This window comes from Hyphomonas sp. (genome assembly GCF_041398465.1).
Classification (GTDB): domain Bacteria; phylum Pseudomonadota; class Alphaproteobacteria; order Caulobacterales; family Hyphomonadaceae; genus Hyphomonas.
In genome coordinates this window covers 34,162-52,969 of sequence record NZ_JAWKUS010000006.1, presented here as the reverse complement: position 1 = coordinate 52,969, position 18,808 = coordinate 34,162, and the positions used below count along the sequence as shown (strand labels likewise).

Annotated in this window: 16 protein-coding genes and 1 tRNA gene; 13 read left to right on the top strand and 4 right to left on the bottom strand. The window is 62.5% G+C overall.

What is annotated here, in order from left to right:
* Positions 1-45: 45 nt before the first annotated feature.
* The gene (locus tag R3C98_RS16850) at positions 46-507 is read left to right on the top strand and encodes an ion channel (protein WP_371315238.1); all 462 of its coding nucleotides are present in this window, start codon (positions 46-48) and stop codon (positions 505-507) included.
* Here the strand turns inward: R3C98_RS16850 and R3C98_RS16845 are convergent.
* The gene (locus R3C98_RS16845; protein ID WP_371315237.1) at positions 504-1,472 is read right to left on the bottom strand and encodes a hypothetical protein; all 969 of its coding nucleotides are present in this window, start codon (positions 1,470-1,472) and stop codon (positions 504-506) included. The genes R3C98_RS16850 and R3C98_RS16845 overlap by 4 nt on opposite strands.
* 148 nt (positions 1,473-1,620) lie before the next feature.
* On the opposite strand from R3C98_RS16845, the gene R3C98_RS16840 reads away from it, so the two are divergent.
* From R3C98_RS16840 to R3C98_RS16820, 5 genes are all read left to right on the top strand, one after another.
* The gene (locus R3C98_RS16840; RefSeq protein WP_371315236.1) at positions 1,621-3,624 is read left to right on the top strand and encodes an acetyl-CoA carboxylase biotin carboxylase subunit; all 2,004 of its coding nucleotides are present in this window, start codon (positions 1,621-1,623) and stop codon (positions 3,622-3,624) included.
* Between the two features lie 147 nt (positions 3,625-3,771).
* Positions 3,772-4,305 (top strand): DUF805 domain-containing protein, encoded by a 534-nt coding sequence (locus R3C98_RS16835; RefSeq protein WP_371315235.1) that lies wholly within the window; start codon positions 3,772-3,774, stop codon positions 4,303-4,305.
* 100 nt (positions 4,306-4,405) lie between these two features.
* Entirely contained in the window at positions 4,406-4,855 is a 450-nt protein-coding gene (locus R3C98_RS16830) for a DUF805 domain-containing protein (protein WP_371315234.1), read from the top strand.
* A 175-nt stretch (positions 4,856-5,030) separates the two neighbouring features.
* A complete protein-coding gene (locus tag R3C98_RS16825) occupies positions 5,031-5,555 on the top strand; it encodes a hypothetical protein (protein WP_371315233.1) in 525 nt (174 codons plus the stop codon).
* Positions 5,556-5,592: 37 nt separating this feature from the next.
* Complete coding sequence (locus tag R3C98_RS16820) at positions 5,593-6,366, top strand: hypothetical protein (protein ID WP_371315232.1); 774 nt, start codon at positions 5,593-5,595, stop codon at positions 6,364-6,366.
* Here the strand turns inward: R3C98_RS16820 and lipB are convergent.
* Positions 6,351-7,049, bottom strand: a complete 699-nt coding sequence (gene lipB, locus R3C98_RS16815) for a lipoyl(octanoyl) transferase LipB (protein WP_371315231.1) — start codon at positions 7,047-7,049, stop codon at positions 6,351-6,353. The two genes, R3C98_RS16820 and lipB, sit on opposite strands and share 16 nt — an antisense overlap.
* An 84-nt stretch (positions 7,050-7,133) precedes the next feature.
* Between lipB and R3C98_RS16810 the strand changes: the two genes are divergently transcribed.
* From R3C98_RS16810 to R3C98_RS16785, 6 genes are all read left to right on the top strand, one after another.
* A tRNA-Leu gene (locus tag R3C98_RS16810) sits at positions 7,134-7,218 on the top strand.
* A gap of 329 nt (positions 7,219-7,547) precedes the next feature.
* Positions 7,548-8,720 (top strand): acyl-CoA dehydrogenase family protein, encoded by a 1,173-nt coding sequence (locus tag R3C98_RS16805; protein ID WP_371315230.1) that lies wholly within the window; start codon positions 7,548-7,550, stop codon positions 8,718-8,720.
* A gap of 43 nt (positions 8,721-8,763) precedes the next feature.
* Positions 8,764-10,146 carry a magnesium transporter gene (gene mgtE, locus R3C98_RS16800; RefSeq protein ID WP_371315229.1) on the top strand — a complete coding sequence of 461 codons (1,383 nt, stop codon included), beginning with the start codon at positions 8,764-8,766 and terminating at the stop codon, positions 10,144-10,146.
* Between the two features lie 105 nt (positions 10,147-10,251).
* Positions 10,252-11,412: a lysozyme gene (locus tag R3C98_RS16795; protein ID WP_371315228.1), complete on the top strand. Its 1,161-nt coding sequence runs from the start codon at positions 10,252-10,254 to the stop codon at positions 11,410-11,412.
* A gap of 38 nt (positions 11,413-11,450) precedes the next feature.
* Positions 11,451-12,623 carry an isovaleryl-CoA dehydrogenase gene (locus tag R3C98_RS16790; protein ID WP_371315227.1) on the top strand — a complete coding sequence of 391 codons (1,173 nt, stop codon included), beginning with the start codon at positions 11,451-11,453 and terminating at the stop codon, positions 12,621-12,623.
* Positions 12,620-13,168 carry an arsinothricin resistance N-acetyltransferase ArsN1 family B gene (locus R3C98_RS16785; RefSeq protein WP_371315226.1) on the top strand — a complete coding sequence of 183 codons (549 nt, stop codon included), beginning with the start codon at positions 12,620-12,622 and terminating at the stop codon, positions 13,166-13,168. The genes R3C98_RS16790 and R3C98_RS16785 overlap by 4 nt, the downstream gene beginning before the upstream one ends.
* A 4-nt stretch (positions 13,169-13,172) precedes the next feature.
* Here R3C98_RS16785 and R3C98_RS16780 read toward each other — a convergent pair whose 3' ends face one another.
* Together R3C98_RS16780 and R3C98_RS16775 are read right to left on the bottom strand one after the other, a co-directional pair.
* Complete coding sequence (locus tag R3C98_RS16780; protein WP_371315225.1) at positions 13,173-15,149, bottom strand: ATP-binding protein; 1,977 nt, start codon at positions 15,147-15,149, stop codon at positions 13,173-13,175.
* 64 nt (positions 15,150-15,213) lie between these two features.
* Positions 15,214-17,025, bottom strand: coding sequence for a patatin-like phospholipase family protein (locus tag R3C98_RS16775; RefSeq protein ID WP_371315224.1), 1,812 nt, complete (start codon positions 17,023-17,025; stop codon positions 15,214-15,216).
* Between the two features lie 122 nt (positions 17,026-17,147).
* Between R3C98_RS16775 and R3C98_RS16770 the strand changes: the two genes are divergently transcribed.
* Positions 17,148-18,755 carry a carboxyl transferase domain-containing protein gene (locus tag R3C98_RS16770; RefSeq protein WP_371315223.1) on the top strand — a complete coding sequence of 536 codons (1,608 nt, stop codon included), beginning with the start codon at positions 17,148-17,150 and terminating at the stop codon, positions 18,753-18,755.
* Positions 18,756-18,808: the final 53 nt, after the last annotated feature.

The window sequence follows — 18,808 nt, the reverse complement described above, 5'->3', positions numbered from 1 at the left end:
AATGGCTGCAGGGTAAACTGGGGTTTGCAAATGGAGGCTCAGGACATGATCCTGTTCCAGAATCTGGCTGTAGCGACGTTTATGGTCGCCATCACTTTCGCGATTCACTTCGCCGGGCTGGTCGGCCTGACGGCCCTGTTGCGCCAGCGGGGAGGGGAATTCCGGCGCCGAACGTCAAGAATGGGCGAAACCATCGGGCAGGGAATTGGCATCCTGATCGTCGTGTTCAGCCTGTTTGCCCTGCATTCGCTGCAGATCTGGCTTTATGCCTTCGCCTATCTCTTCGTTGGCGAACTCCACCAGATCGAAACGGCGGTCTATTTTTCCACTTCGACCTTCACAACGGTGGGGTTCGGGGACGTGATCCTGTCGCACAAGTGGCGGATGCTGGGCGTGGCCGAATCCATGAACGGGTTCCTGCTGATCAGCTGGTCGACCGCTTTCCTCGTGTCGCTGACGGCCCGCGTGCGCGCCTTCGAAGCCAAGATCGAGGGCCGGGACGACTAGGTACGCGCAGGCAGTTTCATCAGCTTCGCCGCGCCAACGGCCAGCCCGACCAGCACGATTCCGCCGACCAGCAGCGTCCACGGGTGAGCCCCGAAGGTCTCGAAATACTGCGTGTAGGCGTGGATCGCGAGGAAGACGGTTGCCGTCACCGACACGAAGCCACCATTCCGGGTGCGCGCCATGATCGCGACCAGCAGAACAGGCCAGCCGATGGAGAAGACAGCTTCCGGCACGTGCGTGGTGGCGGCGCGCCAGGTTTCCCAGTCTGTCTCTTCTGAATAGCGATAGTCCGGCCCAAGGTCGTCGCCCCAGAGCGAGCCGATCCAGAAAGCGAAATTGACCAGGAAGAAAGCTGTGCGTGCGGCAATCCCGGCCAGGTTCTTCCATGTCTCGGCGATCCGGTCGCGCAGGACATAGAGGCCAGCTGTCATCGCGCCGAACACGGCGATTGTGATTGTGGGCTGCTCGACAAAGAGTCCGTAGCAGGCATGCCAGTAGCCGGTGCCCGTGCCGAAGACGGCACCAAACGCCAATACCGAGAGGACCATCAGGAAGGCCGACCGGAACCAGACAGCGCCTGCGCCCAGCAGCAGGGTGATCAGCAGGGCGGGCAGGGTCGTATCTGAAGCGTCTTCATATTGCCAGCCAATCCAGCCTGCGAGTCCAAGCACACCCATAAGGGCAAGGCCTGCTGACAGGACTTTCAGCGACGCGCCGGGCGCGAACCGGCGGGTCAATTCAGCTGCAGCGATGGCCGCGATAGCGAGCAACAGGCCTGTCGTAGCGTCAGGCACAAGCGCAATCGTGCCGGCGGCGACCGCCAGTGCACCCATGATCAGGGACAGGTTCACAAACAGGCCGAACCGGGCGTCCGGCAAGGCATTCGCCTCGATGAGAGCGGCTGTATCGGCGTCGATCACGCCCTCGCTCTGCAAGTGTTGCGGGTCAATCCGGATTGTGGCCATGGCGGCCTCCTGTCAAATAGTGAGCGTTCACTAACATGTGTTGCTGTCTTTCTCAAGGCCTTTTGTCGCTCCGTCATGTGTGGACAAGTTCGGGTGTGCGGCGTAACTGCGGCAAGCTGTAAGTTTTATAAGGCCTGCCGGGGTAGAGATGTTCAAGAAGATCCTGATTGCAAACCGGGGCGAGATCGCCGTCCGCGTCATCAAGACTTGCCGCCGTATGGGCGTGCAGACCGTGGTTGTTTACTCCGATGCAGATGCCGGTTCGATGGCGGTCGAGATGGCTGATGAAGCCGTGCATATCGGCCCGTCCCCGGCCGCCGAATCCTATCTGGTCGCCGACAAGATCATCGAGGCTGTGAAGGCCACGGGCGCGGAAGCCATCCATCCGGGCTTCGGCTTCCTGTCCGAAAATCCCGGTTTCGCAAAGCGCCTGGAAGAAGAGGGCATCGGCTGGATCGGTCCGAACGCCTTCGCCATCGACGCGATGGGCGACAAGATCAGCTCCAAGAAACTGGCTGCCGAAGCAGGCGTGAACACCGTGCCGGGCCATATGGGCCTGATCGAAGATACGAAGGAAGCCGTGAAGATCTCCAAGGAGATTGGCTATCCGGTCATGATCAAGGCATCGGCTGGCGGCGGCGGCAAGGGCATCCGCGTCGCCTACAATGACAAGGAAGTCGAAGAAGGCTTCCCGGCCGTGAAGGCCGAAGCCAAATCCTCCTTCGGCGACGACCGCGTCTTCATCGAAAAATTCATCCTCGAGCCGCGCCACATCGAGATCCAGGTGCTGGGCGACAAGCACGGCAACTGCATCTACCTGAATGAGCGCGAGTGCTCGATCCAGCGCCGTAACCAGAAGGTCATCGAAGAAGCGCCGTCGCCGCTGCTCGACCCGGAAACCCGCAAGAAGATGGGCGAACAGGCCGTCGCGCTTGCCAAGGCTGTGAACTATGACAGCGCCGGCACCGTGGAGTTCGTGGCGTCCGGCAAGGACAAGGGCTTCTACTTCCTTGAAATGAATACCCGCCTTCAGGTGGAGCACCCGGTCACTGAAATGATCACGGGCGTTGACCTCGTCGAGCAGATGCTGCGCGTCGCGTATGGCGAAAAACTGAAGCTCAAGCAGTCCGATATCGGCATCAATGGCTGGGCTGTGGAAAGCCGTGTGTATGCAGAAGATCCGTACCGCAACTTCCTGCCATCCATCGGCCGCCTCAAGCGCTTCCACCCGCCGGGAGAAGGCAAGCTTGGCGAAGGCGAGGTCCGCATGGACAGCGGCGTCCGCGAGGGCGACGAGATCTCGATGTTCTATGACCCGATGATCGCCAAGCTGATCACCTGGGGCAAGGACCGTGACACGGCGCTTGATACGCATACCGAAGCGCTGGATCGCTTCCACATCGAGGGTATCCAGGACAACATTCCTTTCATCGCTGCCGTGATGGACGAGAAACGCTTCCGCTCTGGCAACATCACCACGGCCTACATCAAGGACGAGTTCCCGGAAGGCTTTGACGGTGTGCCGCCGACGAAGACCCAGGAAACACAACTGGTCTGCGCGGCCGCCTATGTGCACGGCTTCCTGACGCGCCGCGCGGCGCTTACCTCCGGCCGCATGGCGCCGGTGCCGGAAGCCCGCCGTGAATGGGTCGTGATCCTTGGCGACAAGCAATACCCGGTCACGCTGGAGCTTGGCGGGGATGGCGATGCGGAAATTTCCATCGATGGCGGCAAGCCGCACGCGCTGGTGACCGACTGGATGCCGGGCCAGCATCTCGTTGAAGGGTCTCTGGATGGCAAGGCTTTCGCCGTGAAGTTCGCCGACCGGACCGAAGGATATGTGTTCCGCCACCGGGGTGTTGCCCTGCGGGCGCTGGTCTGTACGCCGCAAATCGCCGAGCTGCATGCCCGACTGCCGGAGAAGCCGAAGCCCGACACGTCGAAGTTGATCATTTCCCCAATGCCCGGTCTGGTTGTGTCCATCGATGTGGAGATCGACCAGGAAGTGCAGGAAGGCGAAGCCGTCTGCGTCGTCGAAGCCATGAAAATGCAGAACATTATCAGGGCAGAAGCAACCGGAACGGTGAAAGCGATCAATGTGGCGGCGGGCGACAGCGTCGCGGCCGACGAAATTATGGTCGAGTTCGCCTAAATCGGGGACGAATTAACCTCCCAATAATCAAATTGCCGCGCTATCCTGCCGCAGGGACGTTCGGGCTGGCTTGAATGCCGCCCCGGCCAGACCTGCGGGGGAGGGCAGATATTCCCCTGTGTTGAAAGATTATTCCGGGGACCGGCAATGGAACTTCTATTCAGTCCGAACGGGCGCATCGACCAGCCGACCTACTGGCGGGCTGTCCTGATTCTTTTCGGCATCAGCGCGGTGCTCTCTGTCGTGTCGGCCTATGTGTCTCCGTTTCTCGGTGTTGCCAGCATCATCTTCATCTGGCCATGGATCGCCGTGCACGCGAAGCGCTTCCATGATGCCGGCAAGACCGGCTGGCTGACGCTGGCCATCATCGTGCTGGCCATCATCGTGTCTGCCATCGCAGGATATGTCCTGCCGGGCCTGTTCGGTGTGGATGTCACGGCCATGCAGCGCGAGATGCAGGAGAACATGGAGGACTATCTGTCCTCAAACGATCCCGGTGCGGCGATGGTATATGCCATGCAGGAATCCAAGCGCATGTCGCAGGCGCAGCTGATTCCCTCCATTCTGGCGACCGGTATCGTGACCGGTGTGGTGGGCGTCGTGATGGGCCTGTTCAAGACCGATCCGAACGACAACCAGTACGGCCTTGCTCCGGGCAGTGCGGCCTCGACTTTCAGTTAGTCAGTAGAGTTTGCCGGCCCCTGGTGGGCGGCACCAAGTTCAGAATGACCAACCGTTCGGGTGCTTCAGAGGGGGACCCGGCAAGACAAGGAGACCCGAAATGGTCAGCTTTCCCGACGCAGTCAAAATGTTCTTCTCGCGATATGTGGACTTCCAGGGACGCTCGATGCGCTCCGAATACTGGTGGGTTTACCTGTTCAACCTGATCATCGGTATTGTCTGGGCGGTGCTGTTCTTCGGCCTCGGTGGCATCAATATGCGTACGGAAGAGGTCTCTCCCATCGGCTTCGGATTGATTGCGCTGGTTGCGATCTACGGCCTCGCCATCGTTATCCCGAGCATCGCGCTGTTCGTGCGCCGCCTGCATGACATCAACCAGACGGGCTGGATCTATCTCGGCCTGGTGATCGCCAGCGTGATCCCGGTCATCGGTTTCATCGCATCGATCGCCATGATCGTCATCGCCTGCATTCCCGGCACCAAGGGCCCGAACAAGTACGGTCCGGATCCGCTGAACCCGGGCGCCGGCACTGCCGATACGTTTGTCTAAGCGGGGCAAACGCCCTGCTTCCGGCCCAGACCCTGGTTTTGGCCGGACGTAATTTCCGAGCCGGGCCCTTGCGGGGTCCGGCTCTTTATTGTGCGGGTTTCTCTTGCGCGGATTTATCGTTTATTGATAAGAATGCGCCAGAAGACCCGACCTGACAACAGGAGAATTTCTTTCCATGGACATTTCCCATGTCCTGCTGAACCCCAAGGGACGGATTGGCCCGCGCGACTTCCTGCGCGGCCTGATCCTGCTGACGGGGGCCGGAACGGTCATCCAGGTTCTGACAGTGGTTGCCTCCATTGGCGCCGCGATCCTGCAATACCCGATGCTGTGGGCCTATTTCTGCGTCTTTGCCAAACGCCTGCACGATGCCGGGCAGACGGCCTGGTTCAACCTGCTGTTCCTGTTCGGCTTTGTGGTCGCGTCATCGATCCTCAATGCCGTGCTGCTGCCGGTGCTTTCGCCTGACATGATGCCGCTGATGACCCAGATTCAGGAGATCGGGCTGAAGGACGGTTTCGGCGGCATGCTGCAGGCCCAGCAGGAGCACGCCCTGCAGATCGCCAAGGGCACGGCCCTGACCACGCTCGCCAGTTTCCTGCTCGCCAGTGCAGGCCTCGCCCTTGTCGGCGCGCGCCTGCCTTCCGATCCGGACGCCAATGCCCATGGGCCGGCAACCCGCCGCCCCGATGCCCTCTGAACCGCCCAGCTGACACTCCGCACAAGGACGCCCTCGCATGAAACCCTACTATCCCGACGCGATCGACCCGCACCGTCCCTGGATCAAGGATGCCCGGGATAATCCCCACGACATGAAATGGGGCCAGGTCCTGTTCAATCCGCTCGGCTCCAGCCCGAAGCTCCATTTCAGCCGCGCCTGGACCTTCATGTTCATGGGCCGTCTGCTGCTGTTCATCGTGCCGGTGTTTGGGGTGTTCGTGGCCTCGCTCGCCGGGGCGGATCTCAGCGGCCTGTGGAAGCCGGTCGAAGCCCTCGTCCTGCCGATCCCGGAACTGCTGCTGCCATTCTTTGCCTTTACCATCGTGACAGAGCTGACCTCATGGGTCGTGCATGTCCGCCGTTTCAATGAGGCGCACAAATCGCCGATTTGGGCGATGATTGTCCTATTGCCCCTGATGCTGGGCCTTGTTGGCTTCTTCCTGGGCGCTCAGGGCGGCATCAAGAAGTATGAGCAAATGCACGCACCAAAGCCTGCGGTGACAGCGGACGCGGCAGCTCCGGAGGGTACTGCAGCGCCTGCAGAGGCCAAGCCACAGCCTCAACAGCGGCAGCGGCGCCGTCCAGGCCCGCCGCCCAGCGAGCGCGACATGGCCGCCAGCAGCGGGTTCGGCTTTGCCATCATGCTTTGGGCACCTTTGTCTTTCCTCGCGATGTTGTGGTCGTTGCTTTTTGTCGCCCGCATTCCAAATGGCGGGGTCGGCAAGTTCCGGACGGGTAGCGATATCGCGCAGGGCGAAGAGCCGCTGCCGCCGGCTTACGCGGCGGGCTGAAGCGGGCAGGGCACCGGTACCAACGGGCTGCCGAACACGTCCTCGAATGCGTCGCGCAGGGCGATGTCGGCATCCGCCATGGTGGCCGGGATGCCGAGATCGGCAAGACTGGTTACGCCAAAGCGCGGGTCGGCGATGCCGCAGGGCGTGATGCCGGTGAAATGCTCCAGGTCCGGTTCCACATTCAGGCTGATTCCATGGAAGCTGACCCAGCGTTTCAGGCGGATGCCGATGGCGGCAATCTTGTCTTCGCGCGGCGGGCCGCCAGCCTGCGTCCGGTCGACCCAGACGCCGATCCGGCCATCACGGGGCCCGGCCTCGATGTTGAAGCTTTGCAGCGCCGTGATGATCCACTTTTCGAGATTCTGGACGAAGGCGCGCACATCCTTGCCGCGTTTGCCGACGTCCAGCATCACATAGGCCACGCGCTGGCCGGGGCCGTGATAGGTGTACTGCCCGCCGCGCCCGGCATCGAACACCGGGAAACGGGACGGGTCGCGAAGGTCATCCAGCTTCGCTGATGTGCCTGCCGTATAGAGCGGCGGATGCTCCAGAAACCAGACCAGTTCCGGCGCGCCTTCATCATGAATTGCCCGCGCCCGCGCCTCCATGAAGGCCAACGCGTCTTCGTACGGAACCGGCCGATCCGACACGGCCCATTGGACAGGAGGAAAATTGTGCATCACGCCCCGCATATAGGGTGTATTCGGGGCTTCACAAAGCGGCAGGCGGGCCTTATACGGCGCCTTCGCCTCGAATGAGACAATGCGGTCGTGGCGGAATTGGTAGACGCGCAGCGTTGAGGTCGCTGTGGGGCAACCCGTGGAGGTTCGAGTCCTCTCGACCGCACCATTCGATTGCGGTGGCGCTCAGCGCCAAAAATCGATCCAGTGGATCGATTTTAGCAATCGAATGAATCCTTCGATGTTTCCCGCTTCGCTACGCTCCGCGATGAAACAGGCTCAAGGCTGCTCTTCCGCGATTGGCGCTCAGCGCCAAAAATCGATCCAGTGGATCGATTTTAGCAATCGAATGAATCCTTCGATGTTTCCCGCTTCGTTGCGCTCCGCGATGAAACAGGCTCAAGGCTGTTCCACCCTTAGCGACGTTACGGCAGGCCTTGTCCTCTGAAGGTCTGACCGGCAGATACGCGTCGAAAGATCCAGCGCAGAGGTGAACCCATGTCCTATCCTGACCAGGCCCTGGCCGAGGAAATCGGCGAGCGCGTCGAACGCTTCGTCCGTGACACCGTCGCCAGCTATGAGCGCGATCCCCGGCTTGAGGATCACGGCCCCTCCGAAGACCTTGTCCGCGAACTGCGCGCGAAGGCCCGCGAGGCTGGCGTGATGACGCCGCACATCCTGCCGGACCATACCCACCTGTCACAACGGGGCACGGCGCACGTGCTGAAAAAGTCCGGACTGTCACCGCTCGGCCCGGTCGCCTGCAACACCGGCGCGCCGGACGAAGGCAACATGTTCCTGCTGGGCAAGGTCGCTACCGATGCGCAGCGCGCCCGGTTCCTCGACAAGCTGCTGACCGGCGAAGCGCGTTCTGCCTTCTTCATGACCGAGCCATCGGCCGACAATGGCGCCGGGTCCGACCCGTCCATGATGAAGACGGTCTGCGTGCAGGATGGCGATGAGTGGGTAATCAACGGCCACAAGACCTACATCACCGGGGCGGAAGGCGCCGCCGTCGGCATCGTCATGGCCAAGGCGGAAGAGGGGGCCTGCATGTTCCTCGTCGACCTGCCGCACCCGGCGATCAGGATCGTCCGTCTGCTGGACACGATCGATTCGTCGATGGCAGGCGGACACGCCGAAATCCGTATCGAAAATTTGCGGGTCCCGGCGAGCGACATGCTCGGCAATCCCGGCGAGGGCTTCCGCTATGCGCAGATCCGTCTCGCCCCGGCGCGTCTGTCGCACTGCATGCGCTGGCACGGTGTCGCGACGCGGGCGCATGAGATCGCCACGACCTATGCCTGCCATCGTCAGGCGTTCGGCAAGCTTCTGGTCGACCATGAGGGCGTCGGCTTCATGCTGGCCGAAAACCAGATCGACCTGAAACAGGCTGAGCTGATGATCGACTGGTGTGCCGATGCGCTGGACGCCGGCGAGAATGGCAATGTCGAAAGCTCGATGGCCAAGGTCGCCGTCTCCGAGGCCCTGTTCCGCGTGGCTGACCGCTGCGTGCAGGTCATGGGCGCCATGGGCGTGACCCGTGACACGATTGTGGAGCAATTGTTCCGCGAGGTCCGTGCCTTCCGCATCTATGACGGGCCGACCGAAGTGCACAAATGGTCGCTGGCCAAGAAGATCAAGAAGGCGGAACTCAGCCGGTCTGCCTGACGCCCCCTTGCCGCGGCGCAGCAACAGCGGCAAGACAGGCGCCATGACGGATGTGTCCACGCCTCCCAATCCGGCGCCTGAGCCGCCGAATGTCGATCCGGACCTGCTGGACGACCTCATCGATGCCGTCGATGAGCACGATACGCGCTGGCTGGCGCGGACGCTGCAGCGCATGCACCCGGCTGACGCGGCTGACCTGCTGGAAGCGCTGCCCTTCGACACGTTTTCCGAAGCGGTCGAGCAGCTGGGCGGGGAGCTGCCGTCCGACATCCTGATCGAACTGCGCGATTCCTATCGCGAAGAGGCTGTCGACGTCCTGCCGGACACCGCCGTTGCGAGCGCCCTCGACGAACTCGATTCCGATGATGCGACCGTTATCCTTGAAGACCTTGAGGACGACCGGCGCGAGCGCATCCTCGAAGACCTGGAACCCTTCGACCGGGCCCAGCTTGAGCGCGGCCTTGCCTATGAAGAGGAATCGGCCGGCCGTCTCATGCAGACGGAATTCGTGGCCGTGCCGGAATACTGGACCGTCGGCCACGCCATCGACCATGCGCGTGAGCTGGGCGAGGAGCTGCCGGAAGTCTTCTACGAAATCTACGTGATCGATCCGGCTTACCGGCTGCAGGGCATCGTTCAGCTGGCGACGCTGATGCGCACGCCGCGCGATGTGCAGCTGTCCGATCTCATGACCGACCCGCTGTCGGATATCCGCACCGACATGGACCAGGAAGAGGTCGCTTTCCAGTTCCAGAAATACTCGCTGGCTTCCGCGCCGGTGAAGGATGCTGGCGGCCGTCTCGTCGGGATGATCACGGTCGACGACATGGTCGACGTTATCCAGGAAGAGGCGGCGGAAGACCTGTTCTCGCTGCTCAACGTCAGTTCGGCGGACGGGTCGGACTCTGTCGTCGACACGGTGCGCGCGCGGGCGCCGTGGCTCGCCGTCAATCTCGTCACGGCGTTCATCGCTTCTGGCATTATCTCCCTCTTTGAAGGCACGTTGAACCAGGTCGTGCAGCTGGCGATCCTGATGCCGGTGGTCGCGGCTCTGGGCGGTAATGCCGGCAGCCAGGGCCTCGTTGTGGCGGTGCGCGCAATTGCCGAGCGTCAGCTGGAAGGGGACGCGGTGCGCCGGGCCATCTTGCGTGAAGCGCTGAGCGGGGTGGTCAACGGCCTGCTGTTCGCCCTGGGCGTCGGACTGGTGGCGCTCGTCTGGTTCCACAATGTGGAACTGTCGATTGTGCTCGGGGTCGCCATGCTGGCGACTTTCCTGTGGGCCGCCTTCTCGGGCATCCTTGTGCCGCTCGGACTCAAGAAGCTGGGCGCCGACCCGGCCGTGGCCTCCTCGGTCTTTGTGTTGACGCTGACCGATGTGATGGCATTTTTCTCTTTCCTGGGGCTGGCCACGCTGGTCCTGCTCTGAGGTCCGGCAAAGGCGCCGGACTCACGCATCAGGGGAAAAGGCGCGCTATTTGCACGGGCGCGGAATAGAAAAACATCAACTGTTTCAATACGGGAGCCATTCATCTTGGCCCTGCCAATGCGCACGTCCGGAGCCGGGGTCGAGCTTATAAAGAGCTTCGAGGGCTTCCGTGCGCGCGCAGCCCGTCTGCCGGACGGGTCCTGGATTGTCGGTTTCGGCCACACGGCCAGCGCGCGCGAAGGCCTTCGGGTGACCCGCGCCGATGCGGAACTCGTGCTGCGCCACCATGACCTGAAATCGATTGAAGACCTGATCAGCGAACGTGTCCTGACGCCGCTGACCCAGAACGAATTCGATGCGCTGGTGTCCTTCGCATTCAATATCGGACCGAAGGCTTTTCTGGAGTCCAACGTGCTGGCGCTGCTGAACAGCGGCGAGCGCCTGCAGGCTGCTGAAGGCATGGCGGCCTGGCGCAAGGGCCAGGTGGATGGGGAAGTGCGCGTGGTCGATGCGCTGGTGCGCCGCCGCGCCGCGGAGAAAGCCCTGTTCCTGGAGCATCCTTCCGGCCGCATCCCGGTTCCGGGAGTGTTGTTGCGCCCGCAATTTGATCCGGGCGCCGCGTTGGCGATGTCGCGAGAGCGGGCTGTCGTGATCGAGGCGCGCACCGAGGATGGCCGCACTTCTGCCGCGACGCCCAGACCTGTCTCTGAAACCGCACCGCAGGCCGCTGCCCGGGCTGTGGCCGAGCGGATGACGAAACTGCTCGGTGACCAGCCGGAAAACACAGCGCCTGCCGAAGACGCCGATGCCAGCGTGCCGACGGCCGACGAAATTACCCGCGCTGTCTCCGCCCTGGCAGAGCCCGACGGGGCAGGGGCTGACCGCCCGGACGATACGGTCATCGAGGCCCGCCCGGCCCCTGTTGAGCCGCCCCGTCCGCCGGTGAAACCTGCACCTGTGCGCCCCGCGCCAGCCCCACATGAAGGCCGCCGGGAAATCCTGCGGCCGCCGGCCCTTCCTCCGTCGCGCAGCAATGGCCTGAATGGAGACGTCAGCGTCATGCGCTGGCTGCCTTATGCATTGCTGTCAGGTCTTGGCCTCTGGGGCGTGTTCGAAGGTGTCCGCCGGACAGCCGTGCCCGCAGCGCAGCGTTTTCCGGCCAGTTCCGGCGAGGCCTTTGTCGGGCCGCTCCTGGCCTTCGGATCGGCCCTGTTGAGCGTGCTGGCCATCTACTATCTCTATCGCGCGATCACGCGGCAGGATTGACTGCTGACAGGCCGGGAACAGCCTGCTAGTCAGTCGCCATGATTGCGAACACATATCCCACTCTGAACTTCGACCTCGGCGAAACCGCCGACATGATCCGCGAAACTGTGGCAAGTTTTGCCCAGAACGAGATCGCCCCCCGCGCGGCCGAGATCGACCGGACGGACACGTTTCCGCGTGATCTCCTGCCCAAGATGGGCGAGCTTGGCCTCCTGGGCATCACGGTCGAGGAGGAATGGGGCGGAACAGGCCTTGGCTATCTCGAGCACGTCGTGGCGATGGAGGAAATCTCCCGCGCGTCTGCCTCAGTCGGTCTCTCCTATGGTGCCCATTCGAACCTTTGCGTGAACCAGATCCGCCGTTGGGCATCTGACGCCCAGAAGGCGCGCTACCTGCCGAAGCTGATGAGCGGGGAACACCTCGGCTCCCTCGCCATGAGCGAGAGCGGAGCGGGTTCCGACGTCGTCTCCATGAAGCTGCGCGCCGACAAGAAGGGGGATCGCTACGTGCTGAACGGCACGAAAATGTGGATCACCAATGCGCCGGATGCAGACGTTCTCGTCGTCTACGCCAAGACAGAGCCTGAGGCGGGTTCGAAAGGCATCACCGCCTTTCTGATCGAGCGGGGCATGAAAGGCTTCTCCGTTGCGCAGAAGCTGGACAAACTTGGCATGCGCGGATCGGAGACCGGCGAACTGGTCTTTGAAGACTGCGAAGTACCGGAAGAGAACATCATGGGGCCGCTGAATGGCGGCGTCCGTGTGCTGATGAGCGGTTTGGACTATGAGCGCGCCGTTCTGTCGGCCGGCCCGACCGGCATCATGCAGGCCTGCATGGATGTGGTGATCCCCTACATCCACGACCGCAAGCAGTTTGGCCAGTCGATTGGCGAGTTCCAGCTGATCCAGGGCAAGGTCGCGGACATGTATGTCCAGATGAATGCGGCCAAGGCCTATGTCTATGCCGTCGCGAAATCCTGCGACCGAGGCGAGACCACCCGCAAGGATGCCGCCGGCGCAATCCTCTACGCAGCCGAAACGGCGACGAAGCTCGCTCTCGATGCTATCCAGATTCTCGGTGGCAACGGCTACATCAACGAATACCCGACCGGGCGTCTCCTTCGCGACGCGAAGCTCTACGAGATCGGGGCCGGGACGTCCGAGATCCGCCGCTGGCTGATCGGCCGGGAACTCTTCGGCGAAACGGCATGAGTTTGGGCATCCGCCTGGCGACGTCTGACGATGCAGGGTGGATTGCCGACATCTACGCGCCGTACGTACGCGACACGGTTGTCTCGTTCGAAATGGAACCGCCCTCGGCTGAGGAAATGGCCCGGCGTATCAAAACGACTTTACAGACGTATCCCTGGCTGGTGGCCGAGAAATCTGGTGCGCCACTCGGATACGCCTATGCCTCCCAGCATAGAACGCGGGCGGCCTATCGCTGGTCGTGCGATGTCAGCGTCTATGTGGCACCGAATACCCAGCGCATGGGGATTGGAATGCAACTCTATGTCCGCCTGCTGGACCTTCTGGAAGGGCAGGGCTTCCGCAATGCCTTTGCCGGGATTGCCCTGCCGAACGCGGCCAGCATCGGGTTGCATGAGCGCCTCGGCTTTACGCATCTCGGCACATACAAGGACGTCGGCTACAAGCTTGGCGCCTGGCACGATGTCGGCTGGTGGCAAAAGATCCTGACGGACGCACCCGGCATGCCGGGAGATCCCGTTCCGCTGCCCGAATTCCTGAACCGCTAGCGCATCAGGCCCGTGCGCGGCGCTCCTCAAATTCCGTTGGAACGCTGAGGACCTGTCCGATGACGGTCACGAGGGACCGCTCGTCGATCGGCTTGGCGACATAGCCGTCAAACCCCTTGGCGAGATATTTCTCCCGGTCGCCGCGCATGGAGTCTGCGGTGAGGGCGATCACCGGCACGACGCGATTGAGGCTCGCCGAATTGCGCAGGCGCTTGAAGGCTTCCGCGCCGTCGAGGCCGGGCATGTGGATATCCATCAGCACGATGTCGAACGGCTCGTGGTCCAGCGCCTCGAGCGCTTCATTGCCGTCCCCGGCTTCGGACACGACGAGGCCGTAATGCTCAAGGAATGTGCGGGCGACACGGCGGTTGATGCCATTGTCATCCACCACCAGTGCGCGGCGGCCGCCCAGGCCCTCCTGCTTGGCCCTCGGTGCAGCAGGTTTGGGCAGGACGGCTTCGTGGAGGTGGATCACGTCGCTGGTTTCCGCCTCGAATTTCAGGGTAAAGACGGACCCGCGGCCCGGCTCGCTGACAACAGTCACGTCGCCGCCCATCATCTGGGCCAGTTTCCGTGTGATCGGCAGGCCGAGACCGGTGCCGCCAAAGCGACGGGTCGTGGATCCGTCGGCCTGGGAGAAGCTCTCGAACACGCGATCCATCTTCTCGGCAGGAATACCGCAGCCGGAATCGGACACGTGGACGATCACCCGCGTCAGCCCGGTTTCGGTGGGTTCGCAGGTCACGACGACCATCACTTCACCTTTCTCGGTGAACTTGATGGCATTGGAAACGAGGTTCCCGACGCATTGGCGCACGCGTACGGGATCAAATTTCATCCGGGACGGAACGCTCGGATCAATGAACAGCTGCAGCTTGATGCCTTTGTCTTCAGCTGTGGCGGCGTGCAGCTTGATCATGCGGCTGAGTTTGTGGCGGAGGTCTCCGGAAACGGGTGTGACTTCCAGCTTGCCGGCTTCGATCTTGGAAAGGTCCAGAATGTCATTCAGGATCGACATCAACGTCTTGCCGGAATCGAGGATCGTCGCGACCTGTTCGCGCTGGTCAGGGGTCAGGCTTGTGTGCGCCAGCACCTGCGTCATGCCGAGAACGCCATTCAGCGGTGTACGGATCTCATGGCTCATATTGGCCAGGAACTCGGACTTCAGGCGCGTGCCCTGTTCTGCGCGGTTGAGGGCATCGCGCAGCTCGTGGGCTTGGCGGCGCTCCTCCCGGATGTCGCGCACATAGGTGATGAAAACCCGTTCGCCTTTTTTGCCCCAGCGGGCGCTGGTCAGCGACAATTCCACCTGGTTGGTACCGCCCGACTTGGTCGGCGTTTCGGCCTGGGTCACATGGCGCAGCACTTCGCCGCTGGCGAGTTTCATCGCCAGTTCGGCATCCGGCTCATAGGTCTCCACCCCTGTCAGGATGCCGACATCCCGGCCGAGGAGCTCCTCTTCGGTGTACTCCGACATCTCGCAGAGTGCCCGGTTCACATAAGTGATCCGGCCGGCGGAATCGTTCAGGATGATTCCGTGAAGGGCATGATCACAGGCTGTTTTTGCCAGATCGTAGAGCCTGAGCGCCTCGTCGCGCTCTTCTGCGATATCGGTGATTTCGTGAGAGACAGACAGTGCGCGGCGTTCGCCGTCACGCTCGACCGGAATTATGGTCGTCTTCATGATTTTGCCGAGCATCTTCGCGGCCCGGCCCTGACCAGTCGTGAAGGTGCGCGATTCACCGGTCTCGATGACGTCGGTGACGGCGCGGACCATTTCGGTGTCTTTGTAGGAAGGGTCGAATTCGAAGATGCGCATGCCGACGATGCTTTCGCCGTCGGTCCGGATCGATTCGTTCATCAGACGGTTCGACACCGTCCATTGAAGGTCAATCAGCTCACCAGATTCATTGCGTACTGCGGCGGTCTCGCAAATGACCACCGGCAGCATGTCCCAAAGCGCCATATCCATGCGCAGCATCTCCCATCCTCCCCCGTCAGCCGTAGGGGAAGCTGCCTGAATATGCTTAATACTGTATTGAAAATTACACGTTTGTCAGAAGTGCCGTATCCGGCCGGATAGATGATGCGAGACCTGTGTCGTCCAGCGCCAGCAGGGTGGCCTGATAACCGGACTCGACAGTGACCTCGTAATTTTCCCAGTCGCGCAGCTCTGTTTCGGCCAGTTCCGGCAGGATCAGCACGTCCGCCATGTCCCGTCCGAACTGGGTATCCGCCCGGATCGTTGCGGATCGCATCAGCACGCCGGCGATGGGCGGCGGGTTGGAGAAACCATGCCGCGCGACCCAGCGGAAGAAGCCCGCAGGCTTCTGGAATTCATCGATTTTCAGGCCTTCAGGCTGGCGCGTGACATCAGATCCGATGACGAAACCGCGATGCATGTCGCGCATCACATCAACCGGGAAATTGTTCAGCACGGCGCCATCGACCAGCAGGTCGTTGCCGTCCACCACCGGCGGCAGGATGCCTGGCAGCGAGATCGTGGCGCGCAGCGCATCGCGCAGGAGGCCGGTCCGGTGAATCCGCTGCGTTCCCGTCATCAGGTTTGTCGAGGTGGCGAAGAAAGGCAGGTCCAGATCGCCGATTTCCGCTTCTCCGAAATGTTCCTTCAGGCGGGCATTCACGCGCAGGCCTTTCACCATGCCGACGACGGGCAGCGTATAATCCCCCAGCGGATTGGTCTCCACGAAGGCCTTGCGGATTCGCATGTCGATCTCGGCATCGTCCCAGCCCATGGCAACGCAGGCAGCGATGACCGCGCCCATGGAGGCGCCGCCGACAAAGTCGATCGGGATGCCCCGGTCGCGCATCGCCCGCACGACTCCGATATGGGAATAGGCGCGCGCGCCGCCGCCGGACAGGATCAGTCCGACCGAGACACCGGCCATCACGCGGGCCAGCCGGTCACAATTCGCGCCTTCCATGCCTTGCCAGTGGAACAGGCGGCTTGCGCCGGCCGCTTCCAGCCATTCGACCGGCTTGCAGGCGCGGCGATTGTCGCCGGGATGCAGCAACAGCACGTCGACGAGCTTTAGCTCGCGGGCAGGGGAGTCGTCGTCCGGCATGAGTGGATTGGAGGGTTTTGCATCGGCCCGGCCGACCACCCAGATCCGGTCCGCCTGGCGGACTGACAGGCGATACCAGCGCGTGTCGCCGATGGTCGAAATCAGGATCACCACATCGTGGCGCTGTTCCAGATCGTCGAAGAAGGCGGCGGTCTTGTCCGCTCCCATGCGCTCGCCGACGACGATGGCCTTCTTGCCGAGGGCTTCGACGCTCGCCTTCAACGCTTTAGCGCGTAGTTCGAGGTCGATGGTCGGGGAGGTCGCCACCAGCGTGAACACTTTCGGCGCGGCGCTTACATTGCGCTGCCCCTCCCGGCCGACCCTGCGCAGGATGATGCGGATCATGTGCTCCAGCAGTTCTGGCTCCGACTTGACCAGCTGGCGCCACCCTTCACGGGAGAAGCCGACCACTTCGGAATCGCGCAGGGCATAGACCGAGCTTGTGTGCGGGGCATTGTCCGGCGCGCCGTCGCCATCGAGGTCGATCCCGCCGAGGAACAGCGCCATCTCGCCCACCGGCTCTCCCGGGCGGATATGGCCAACAAATTCGGACTGACCGTTCGGGTTTACGCGAAAAGCGCCGAGCGCGCCTGACAGGACGAAATAGATCATGTCGGCCGGTTCGTTGCGCAGGAACAGCGTCCCGCCGGCCGGCACGCAGAACCAGGACGCTTCGCGCCCGGCCGCTTTCATCGCCTTGGCAGGCACATCCTTCAGGAAGGCAATCGCCTTCAGGGATGCCGTAATATCCAGCTTCATGGTTCTGAACATGCGCATCGCCTGCGGCCTTTCCTAGGGGGCATTTTCGCCAGTCTGGTAAAAACCGGTGACACACGCGTGACACCTGACCCAGAGGCAGCTAAGCCTGCCAAAAACTTCTGAAGGGAGGCTGAATGCCCGTTCTGAAATCCAGTCTCGACGTGGCAGGCCCGCGCTTTGCCGCAAACAAGGCCGCCATGGAACGCCTGCTTGAAGAGCTGCGTGAACATACATCCAAAGCCGCGCTGGGCGGTCCCGAGGCCTCCCGCCAGCGTCATGTCGACCGCGGCAAGCTGCTTCCGCGCGAACGGGTGGAGCGCCTTCTGGATCCGGGCAGCGCCTTCCTTGAGGTCGGCGCGCTGGCCGCACATGGCATGTATGGAGACGAGGCGCCCGCTGCCGGCATCATTACCGGTGTCGGCCGGGTCGAAGGCCGCGAATGCCTGATCGTCTGCAATGATCCGACCGTGAAGGGCGGCGCCTACTTCCCCGTCACGGTGAAGAAGCATTTGCGGGCCCAGGAAATCGCGCTCGAAAACCATTTGCCCTGCATCTACCTTGTCGACAGCGGCGGAGCAAACCTGCCCCACCAGTCTGAAGTCTTTCCGGACCGGGAGCATTTCGGCCGCATCTTCTACAACCAGGCCCAGATGAGCGCGAAGGGCATCCCCCAGATCGCCTCCGTCATGGGCAGCTGTACAGCAGGCGGCGCCTATGTGCCGGCCATGTCGGACGAGACGGTCATCGTTCGCAAACAGGGTACAATCTTCCTCGGCGGCCCGCCGCTGGTGAAAGCTGCGACGGGGGAGGTGATCTCGGCCGAAGACCTCGGCGGCGCGGATGTTCACGCCCGCCGCTCAGGCGTGGCAGACCACTACGCCGCGCACGACTCCCATGCGCTGGCCATCGTACGCTCCATCGTCCGCACACTGGCAAAGCCGAAACCCCAGCCCTTCGACCTGACCGAACCGGCCGAACCGCTCTACGATCCGGCAGAGCTGCACGGCCTCGTCCCGCAGGATGTGCGCGAGCCCTATGATGCCCGCGAAGTCATTGCGCGCCTGGTCGACGGGTCGGAATTCCATGAGTTCAAGAAGCTTTATGGCGAAACGCTCGTCTGCGGCTTCGCCCGGCTCTACGGCATGCCGGTCGCGATCCTTGCCAATAACGGCATTCTCTTCTCCGAGAGTGCCCAGAAGGCCGCCCACTTCATCGAACTGGCGGACCAGCGCCGGATTCCGCTTGTCTTCCTGCAGAACATCACCGGCTTCATGGTCGGCTCGAAATACGAGGCCGGCGGCATCGCCAAGGACGGCGCCAAGATGGTGACCGCCGTCGCCACGGCGTCGGTACCGAAATTCACGGTCGTCACCGGTGGCAGCTTTGGGGCAGGCAATTACGGCATGTGCGGCCGGGCCTATTCCCCGCGCTTCCTGTTCATGTGGCCGAATGCCCGCATCTCCGTCATGGGCGGGGAGCAGGCCGCTTCCGTGCTGGCCACGGTCAAGCGCGACGGCATCGAGCGCAAGGGCGGGGAATGGAGTGCGGACGAGGAAGAGAGCTTCAAGCAGCCGATCCGCGATCTCTACGAGGCTGAAGGCTCGCCCTACTACTCCACCGCGCGCCTCTGGGACGATGGCATCATCGACCCGGCAGACACGCGCCGCGTGCTGGGCCTTGCCCTCTCGGCCAGCCTCAACGCGCCGTTCCCCGATCGCGGCTTCGGCGTCTTCAGGATGTAAGCCCCGAATTAGGGACGTTTGCGGATTGCGCGGCCTTGCAGGTCTGGCATCTT